Source organism: Spirosoma daeguense (assembly GCF_054776875.1).
Genome location: NZ_BAAHBF010000015.1, coordinates 22,400 through 28,805 on the forward strand (window position 1 = coordinate 22,400; position 6,406 = coordinate 28,805).

The window sequence follows — 6,406 nt, forward strand, 5'->3', positions numbered from 1 at the left end:
CGATGAAACTTGTCGATCTTTCCCATCCTCTGGTACACGGGCAGCAAACGTTTCCGTCTGACCCGAAGCTGAGCATCGTTCCGCACGGAACGACTCGAACACTGAAATACAACATTACCCAAATCGTCATGGGGTCGCATCAGGGAACGCACCTGGACGCGATGTACCACTTTCTGGACGACGGCAAAACGCTGGACCAGATGCCGCTGGAGTGGTTTTACGGGAAAGTGCACGTACTACGTATCCCCAAAGAAGCCCGCGAAGAAATTACCGTCGATGACTTTCTACCGTATGAACGCCTGCTGGTTCCTGAGGCCAAAATCATCTACGACACGGGCTGGTACAAGAACTTCGGGAAAGATGATTTCTTTGAGAATTTTCCGTCGCTGACCCAGGAAGCCAGTACGTATCTGGCCGACCGAAATATTCGGATGCTGGGCATGGACACCCCAACGCCAAGCCGCGACTGGTACGAGGTGCATCACATCCTGCTGAAAAAAGAAATCGTTATCGTCGAAAGCCTGACGAATCTGGATCAGGTGCCTGATGAATTTACCTTCATGGGGTTCCCGCTCAACCTGCAAGGTCGCGATGGTTCCCCAATCCGAGCAGTAGCTCAATTCTAAGCGTCGACTACGTATGAAAGCATTATTTTACCCGGAGTATAAAAAACTCGTGATTGCCGAACAGCCAGTGCCTCCTTTTTCCGCAGATGAGGTCCTGCTGAAAGTACTGGCTTGTGGCATTTGCGGGAGTGAGCTGGAGACGTTTAAAAATCAGAGTCCGCGTCGGGTTCCGCCGTTGATCATGGGCCACGAGTTCTGCGGAACGATTGAGGAGATCGGTGCCAACGTAACGGGCTACGCGAAAGGCGATTTAGTGGTCAGTAACAGCGTAGTGTCCTGCGGAACGTGCTATTACTGTAATCGGGGATGGACAAACTTATGTAAAAACCGGCAAATTTTCGGGATGCATCGGAGCGGGGCTTTTGGGGGGTATGTGAACGTACCGGCCCATTGCTTAGTGCCGATGCCGGAGACTGTTACCCCACAAGCCGCCTGTATGGCCGAACCGCTGGCCAATGGGATTCATATCGTCAATCATGCCCGGCAAGTGAACCCCGACAAAGTTTTGGTGATTGGTGCCGGCCCCATCGGGCTGGTTACGCAGCAGGCCTTTCAATCGCAGCTTGGCGTTGCGGTGTACGTAGCGGATTTGCGGAATGAGCGGCTTGCCATTGCACGAAAATTAGGTGCTGCGGCTACTATCAATACTTCGGAAGAAGACTTGGTTTCCGTTATTCATCAGCTCACGGACCAGGAAGGGATTGATCTGGTCGTTGATGCGGTAGGAACTGCCCAAACCAATCAGCAGGCGCTAAAAGCAATTCGGCCCGGTGGGGCGGTTGTGCTCATTGGCCTCTACGAAAACGCTCAGCCGTTTTTTACCTACGACATTATTTTATCCGAAAAGCAGATTATTGGTACGTATGCGGCTACGCAACAGGAAATTAGAGAATCGTTGCGGTTAATCGCTTCCGGGAAAGTAGACGTAACGTCGTGGGTTCACTATTACCCGCTGGATGACGGGGTAACGGCCTTTACTGATATGATGGCGGCAAAGGCGGCTCACGTCAAATCGGTCATTCTTTTTTAAATCTCTGTTTTCGCCAGGCTTTTGCTGGTACGTATCCTCTGACCTTTACTTTATATGACTACCGGTACGAAGAAAATTGTTATTACGGATCACGGCTTTTCAAACATCGACCCGGAACGAGCGGTGCTGGAACAATCGGGATATGAGCTGATTGACGCCCAGTGTAAAACTGAAGCGGATTTACTGGCGGCCACCAAAGATGCGTTTGCCCTAATCGTTCAATGGGCACCCATCACGGAAACCATCATCCGAAATCTGGATCATTGCCAGCTCATTGTCCGCTACGGTATTGGGGTTGATAACCTTGATTTAGACGTAGCCCGGGAGCGGCAAATACCAGTTTGCAACGTACCGGATTATTGCATCGATGAAGTATCGGATCACACGATGGCCCTGGCCCTGGCGCTACACCGGCAATTACTCTCGACGGATCGGCGGGTTCGGGAGGGCGTTTGGAAAATCATTCCGCCCGGTACGGTTCCTGCCAGTAAAGACACCTTGTTTACGACACTGGGATTCGGACGTATTGCGCGGGTTGTCCTCAAAAAAGCGGCTGCGTTCAACTTCAAACTGGCCGCATTCGATCCCTTTGTGAGCGAAGAAGACATGCAGGCGCTGGGTGTTCAGAAAATAACGTTTGAGGAAGCTCTGACAAACTCGGATATTCTCTCCCTGCATTTGCCGCTCAACGACAAAACGCATCACCTCATCAACCGGGAATCGTTATCGAGCATGAAGTCGAATGCGGTTCTGATCAATACGTCCCGGGGTGGATTGATCAACACGGTTGACCTGGCGAAGGCCCTGACAGACAATAAAATCGGTGGTGCGGGTATTGATGTCTTTGAGCAGGAACCGCTGCCTGATGCTCACCCGATTCGTCAGGCACCCAATACGATCATCACCTCGCATACGGCCTGGTATAGCCAGCGTAGCATTCCGATTCTTCAGCAATTTGCTGCCGAGGAAGTGCTGAGACTGATAAACGGAGAACCGCTGAAAAATCGGGTGGCTTAATAATTATTTAACCGGATCATTCATTTGGAGCTGGTACAGAGATACCTGAGGATACAAAGACCTGTGTTTTAGCTGGAATTGTTTCGGTGACAGTTCGGTATAGCTTTTAAATTGTTTGTTGAAGTTCGATACGTTCTGAAATCCGCATTCAAAACAAATCTGCTGAATACTAAACTTGTGCAGCATCAACAGTTTGCAGGCATAACCAACTTTCAGTTCATTGACAAATTGTGAGAATGGCTTCTGCATTCGCTGTTTAAAATACCTAGAGAACGCTGTTGGGCTCATATTGGCAATATCGGCCGCATCAGTCAACCGAATCGATGATTTAAAGTTATTCATGATGTAGGCATGAACCTTGTTAAGTCGATCATTCGTATGTTCATTGATATATTGATTATATCCCTCGCTGGATAACAGGATCAACTCTTCTGAATCAGCCAGTAAGCTGAGAATTTGTAATAATTTAATTAATTTATTAACACCGCTTAACGCCTGGATCTGATGCATATGGTCGATAACTGCGGTCTGTGTTTTCCCCGTTATTTTGATACCTCGCTGAGATAGTTGCAGAAACTTTTCTACCGCATACAATTCAGGCGTTGTAAAAAAAGGTTGACCCAGAAAATCTTCTTTAAAATGGATGACGAGCGCTTCTGATAATTGATTTTTTTCTTTTGAATGATCGGTTTTCCAGGTATGTGCTAAATTCTTTCCGATAAAAATCAGGTCGTTTTCCGTATATCGATCAATGTGGTCACCGACAAACCGGGTTCCGGAGCTTTTAACGATTAACGTTAGTTCGTATTCAGAATGGTAATGCCACAAGCCCGGAAAGGAACCACTGTACTTAAAGTGATTGACGCTGAACGAATCAGTTTCTATTTTTTTTACTTTTAAAAGAAGAGGGTCCATAATTTGTGTTTTCGAACAGCGAATTATTTTATCCGAAAAGTAATCCCTTTTTTAATTCATAGATCGCTCAAAGATTAATGCCTGAACGTCTATTTATTTTTTAGATTGCCTAGTCCCGTCTGCAACTGATTGTCGTTGATAGTTATTAAACTTTTAGTCATTGGTTTTAGGTTCGAATTGGATGTTTTCGTAAACGATTATATGTATTTAGGGTATAAACTTGAGCATGAGATTCTGTTTATTCGGGTTATGTAGCCTGTTAGTAATCGGTTGCACCACTAACCGGTTTGGCGCTGTGGGCGTTTCCACTCAACAGCTGGTTTGGCAGGAGAAGCCGGTGCGGTCGTTGAGGAAGATTGAATTTGGCGTGCCGGTAATGCAGCAAACCAGCGTTACCTATCGACGCAACGGCAAAGCTACATTTCATATCCACTTTGCCGAGCCTCACCTAATTGCTGTAGCTGATAAGATTCAGCCGTGGGGCTACTATCAGTTTCCTACCTTGACAAGGCTGGCTAACGGCGATTTGCATGCCCAATGGGCGATGCATCCAGATGACATTAGAGCCTATGGGTTGGCGGCCAGTGGGTCCAGCGTATCGGCTGATGGTGGCAGAACCTGGCAGTCCATTACGCCTGATTCCTCCCAGCTAGTAGGTTACCCGCTAACCAACGGCGACCAGCTACGGGTTGTTGACCCCAAGCCGATTAGAGTAACAGATTTGCCCATGCCGGAGCCGTTGGGTAGAACGGCCTTTAAGTACCGTAAAACCAATTTTACCTTTTATCGACTGGAGGCTATGCCCGCTCAGGTAAACGGTATTTATCTAAGTCGCAAGAGCGCAGGCCAAACCTACTGGAACCTAGAACAGGCCCAACTGGAAGATGATCGGGGAGTACGTTATAGCTCGAAAGATTTAGTGCCAGTGGTCTGGTGGGGCGATATTCACACCATGCCCGATAGTTCGCTGCTAGCGGGTGTTTACCCAGGCTATTACGTGAAGGATAACGGCCAGGTTGATAAACAAATGGGGGTGGTTTTTTATCGGTCAACAGATAGGGGCCATTTTTGGCAATTTCAGGGTCGCATTCCATTTCAGCCTGATGCCTCGCTGGATTCAATGGCCAGCGAACGGATCGGCTTTAGCGAACCAACGTATGAGATGTTAGAAGATGGAAGCCTGCTTTGCGTGATTCGTTCGGCAGATGGAGATGGGGTTACAAATGGAGTGGGGAATGGCCCCTTATACGCCAGTCAGTCGTACGATCAGGGACGGAGCTGGACAAAGCCACTAGCCATCGCTCCTGCGGGTGCGTTACCCCGCTTGTTACGGCTAGCCAATGGGGTTGAGGTCTTATCCTCTGGGCGACCAGGCGTTCAACTACGGTTTACCAAAACAGGCGGGCGTCAGGATTGGACGGATGGTTTTGAAATGTTGCCCTACGAGAGTACGCGTATGGAGTTACAATACCTGGTGTCGTGCGGGTATACGAATATGCTGGCCACCGGGCCCAACCGATTTTTGGTAATTTATTCGGACTTCCGCTATAAAAATGAGCTTGGTCAGGAACGTAAAGCCATAAAAATACGGGAGGTAACAGTTACGCCGAACGAATAAGACTCCTGAACTCCCTTTGTACAGTTGGCAAAGCAAGTCAAAGTTTTCTCGGGAGATTTTTTCAGGCGGCCATTTAGGAAGTGTAAAAATAAGATTCCTGCTGACTCAACTCACAAACCTGCTTCAGGTCAGGATAACAGTCCAATACACTCTTGCTGGGTTGGAGTCCAATCAATGGGCTTTTTTTATAAAGCACATAGCGACTGCAAGCCAGCAGTTGTTTAAGTGTATCGCCATTACAAAGTATGTCCGTCTCATAAAGCCTGTCTGTGAGTTTAGCCTGCTAGAGAGCCTCATTTTCGGCGTATAGAGTTGCCAGCGGTACTCAACTCGCATGGTCTGGACAGCCTCCAGAGCCAGTTGTTGGACATGGAAACGGTCGGTTACCTGGGTAGCCTTAGGAAAACATTTCTTAGCGATCAGCCCCATGTTCCCTGCCATGTCTAAGGTAATCTCCTGTACCTTTTTACGCTGATTTTCAGGCAGCTTACGCAAGACCTCAATCACCGTTTCAGGCTTAGTGCCTGCTACAATGGCCACGATACATCCTTTCCCCCTTTAGCGGCTTTATTGGTCAGGATCGTATACAGTTCGCCCTGGGATAGACTCGTTTCATCCAGCGACAAGTGCGGCCCCAGATTCTGAGGATACAAAAGCCACTGCTTGGCATGAGTTCGTTGATCCCAAGTCGAAAACGCACTTAACTCCGTGCGGTATTGTCGGGCCAGCCGATGGCCATCAACGCCATAAAGACGGCCCAGATTATTGGTACTGTGGGGGATGAATCCGTCAATTTCTTTTAAAAAATCCGCGAATTGCTGAGTCATTCGCGTGCCCTGTGCCACTTGGTTCCAATCTCGGGTTTCTACATGTCCAGTCTTGGTGTTGAGCCACCGACGACGCTTGATGTGCAGAAAGACGCGTTTATCACGGATGGGGAAGTCTTGAATAGTAATTTCTGGCAGAAAGCCTTTAGATATCAGTTGGTCCTTGTGCTTAGCCGACTCGTCGTAGTTTTTCTCCTCCAGATACAGATGAAGTACGTCTAAAGCGTTTTCGACATGAGTTAATTGGTAGTAGGTTAAGATAAACTCAGGTAAGAGGTATTCGACTAAGGGCAAAAAACGGATCAAGGTCAAAAGTTGTGGAGCATCTTGGATTAAGCATATAACTGAGTCAGCCGGTAGAGGAAAAACTCCA

General features: G+C 48.0%; 7 protein-coding genes. 4 read left to right on the forward strand and 3 right to left on the reverse strand.

All coding sequences use genetic code 11. From position 1 onward, the window contains the following. Positions 1-2: 2 nt before the first annotated feature. From ACYVD4_RS31565 to ACYVD4_RS31575, 3 genes are read left to right on the forward strand one after another with little or no spacing between them, the layout of a single operon-like run. Positions 3-626, forward strand: coding sequence for a cyclase family protein (locus tag ACYVD4_RS31565; protein WP_460952394.1), 624 nt, complete (start codon positions 3-5; stop codon positions 624-626). 13 nt (positions 627-639) lie between these two features. Further along, the gene (locus ACYVD4_RS31570; protein WP_460952396.1) at positions 640-1,656 is read left to right on the forward strand and encodes a zinc-dependent alcohol dehydrogenase; all 1,017 of its coding nucleotides are present in this window, start codon (positions 640-642) and stop codon (positions 1,654-1,656) included. Positions 1,657-1,710: 54 nt separating this feature from the next. Next, entirely contained in the window at positions 1,711-2,673 is a 963-nt protein-coding gene (locus ACYVD4_RS31575; RefSeq protein WP_460952398.1) for a C-terminal binding protein, read from the forward strand. Positions 2,674-2,676: 3 nt separating this feature from the next. Here the strand turns inward: ACYVD4_RS31575 and ACYVD4_RS31580 are convergent, their stop codons facing one another. Next, entirely contained in the window at positions 2,677-3,588 is a 912-nt protein-coding gene (locus ACYVD4_RS31580) for an AraC family transcriptional regulator (RefSeq protein WP_460952399.1), read from the reverse strand. Between the two features lie 226 nt (positions 3,589-3,814). On the opposite strand from ACYVD4_RS31580, the gene ACYVD4_RS31585 reads away from it, so the two are divergent. Beyond that, a complete protein-coding gene (locus tag ACYVD4_RS31585; RefSeq protein WP_460952401.1) occupies positions 3,815-5,206 on the forward strand; it encodes a sialidase family protein in 1,392 nt (463 codons plus the stop codon). Positions 5,207-5,377: 171 nt separating this feature from the next. Here ACYVD4_RS31585 and ACYVD4_RS31590 read toward each other — a convergent pair whose 3' ends face one another. Continuing rightward, entirely contained in the window at positions 5,378-5,746 is a 369-nt protein-coding gene (locus ACYVD4_RS31590) for a transposase (protein WP_460952403.1), read from the reverse strand. Beyond that, positions 5,734-6,406 (reverse strand): ISAon1 family transposase N-terminal region protein (locus tag ACYVD4_RS31595; protein ID WP_460952404.1); only part of this gene is annotated, 673 nt, incomplete at its 5' end. The genes ACYVD4_RS31590 and ACYVD4_RS31595, both read right to left, overlap by 13 nt.

What these genes read in the sequence shown, in the direction of transcription:
- ACYVD4_RS31575 (WP_460952398.1), top strand. Translation starts at nt 1,711, where the DNA reads ATGACTACCGGTACGAAGAAAATTGTTATTACGGATCACGGCTTTTCA.
- ACYVD4_RS31570 (WP_460952396.1), top strand. Translation starts at nt 640, where the DNA reads ATGAAAGCATTATTTTACCCGGAGTATAAAAAACTCGTGATTGCCGAA.
- ACYVD4_RS31585 (WP_460952401.1), top strand. Translation starts at nt 3,815, where the DNA reads ATGAGATTCTGTTTATTCGGGTTATGTAGCCTGTTAGTAATCGGTTGC.
- ACYVD4_RS31580 (WP_460952399.1), bottom strand. Translation starts at nt 3,588, where the DNA reads ATGGACCCTCTTCTTTTAAAAGTAAAAAAAATAGAAACTGATTCGTTC.
- ACYVD4_RS31565 (WP_460952394.1), top strand. Translation starts at nt 3, where the DNA reads ATGAAACTTGTCGATCTTTCCCATCCTCTGGTACACGGGCAGCAAACG.